This is a genomic window from Rhizobium sp. PP-CC-3G-465 (assembly GCF_004343445.1).
In the GTDB taxonomy this organism is placed as follows: domain Bacteria; phylum Pseudomonadota; class Alphaproteobacteria; order Rhizobiales; family Rhizobiaceae; genus Ferranicluibacter; species Ferranicluibacter rubi.
This window is the reverse complement of sequence record NZ_SLYH01000055.1, coordinates 1-1,620: the sequence shown is the minus strand read 5'-3', so window position 1 is coordinate 1,620 and position 1,620 is coordinate 1. Positions and strand designations below refer to the sequence as shown.

General features: G+C 54.8%; 1 protein-coding gene and 1 pseudogene. Both read right to left on the bottom strand.

What is annotated here, in order from left to right:
* Positions 1 to 456, bottom strand: a 456-nt coding sequence (locus C8J33_RS26785; RefSeq protein WP_245507314.1) for a DNA helicase, incomplete at its 3' end; no start/stop codon positions are given.
* 395 nt (positions 457 to 851) lie between these two features.
* Positions 852 to 1,489, bottom strand: a pseudogene (locus C8J33_RS26780) (glutathione S-transferase family protein).
* Positions 1,490 to 1,620 lie beyond the last annotated feature (131 nt).

Here is a 1,620-nt window from a genome sequence, read left to right as displayed (position 1 = left end):
AACGGCGACCGTCCCCCGGGAGGCATCGGCGAGATGGCGCATGATATAGTCGGCGCAAATCTCGTCAGAGGTCACGATTTCCAGAGCAACCCCAAGGCCCGACGACTCGCCTTCTAGCGACCGGATACGCGCATGGGTTTCCTGCTTGGTATATTCGAGGGTGAAGAAGACACCTCGCCGGCCGTCACGGATGGCATCGAGCAGGAGCTGAAGCCCGAGCAGGGTCTTGCCATGACCGGGCCGCGCTCCCAGCAGGAGCATATCGCCATCAGAAAGCCGGGACAGCATTTCGCTTGCCGTCGCAGATGTTGCAACTCGGGCGGAAAGCAGGCTCCACCCCGCAAAACCTTCGTCGCGTGCTATGCGGTCCAACGCCGAATGCAGGGGGATTTTTTCATTCCGCGCCAACAATTTGGCTCGGCGCTTCAGTTGATAAATCGGAGCAGATAGCTTCATCAGGGAACGTCCATTCCGAGCAGAAAACGCAATCCCTCCTTATGCGGCGCTCGAACAGATGGCTCGATGATCTCAATACCCCGTATGAACGATACTTCCCCGATGGGAGGGAGGAGGCGCGGGCCAAGCCTGTCCCCTGAACATAGCTTGAGAACGGGTCATCAACAAGTTCCATCCACGGTCGGTGCTGTGCCGAACGCGAAAATCAGGCAGGCCGTCCGAAAACTCAGAATGAAATTTCCTACGTAGAATTTCCTTCCGGCATTCCGACTATTCAATATGATGCATTCTATAGACGGTGGCAGCAGGAGAAGCTGCTAGCATCATTTTCTAACGAAATTTTCCTGCCTTGAGTTTTCGGACGGTCTGCAGGATTTCCGCGACATAGAAGGACGCTACTTGGAGGAGAACGTGATCTGAATGCTTTCGCGGCCGCTTACGCGTTGCCACCATTCTGCAAGATTTGCCTTTTTGGAGAACATCTCCTGCCCCTCGGGAACCATAACGAAATAGTCGAGCATCGGTGCGACATGGAGATCGGCCAGCGTGAGACGATCCCCGGCGATCCAAGCGCCATCTCCCAAGAAATCTGAAAGAGTTTCCAGACAAATCGGGGCTTTCGCACGGGCTGTCGCCACACGAGCTGCGTCAGCCGGCTCGCCCTTCTCTGCCTTCGAGACAAGCTCAACATACATTCCCCATACGAGCTGAGGGTAATGTAGCCATCGGCAATGCTGATGATTTGATTCACACGAGCCCGTTTCTTCGGCTCCGAAGGCTGGAGCGATGCTCCCTCAAAAGCTTCATCGACATAGCGGGTAATGGCTCCCGTCTCATACAGGCGGAAACCCTCGTGCTCAAACGCTGGAATTTTCCCGAACGGCTGCCTCTCAAGATAGCTCCTTGCCACATTGTCCGGGGCAAAGATGTCGATAGGGATCAGATCATATTCGACACCTTTCTCGTGGAGAGCGAGGCGTGTGATGCGTACATAGACGCTATAGTCAGCGCCGAACAGCTGTGGCTTGCTCATTCAATCTTCGAAGGTGGATCTGTCGCAAAACTTCCACAGACTGTCTGAAAACCACGCGTATTCTCTTATGGCGAAAGCAGAGATATCGTGGATGCCGGAAGCGATGCGCATGGGAGTGTGATGATCTTGGA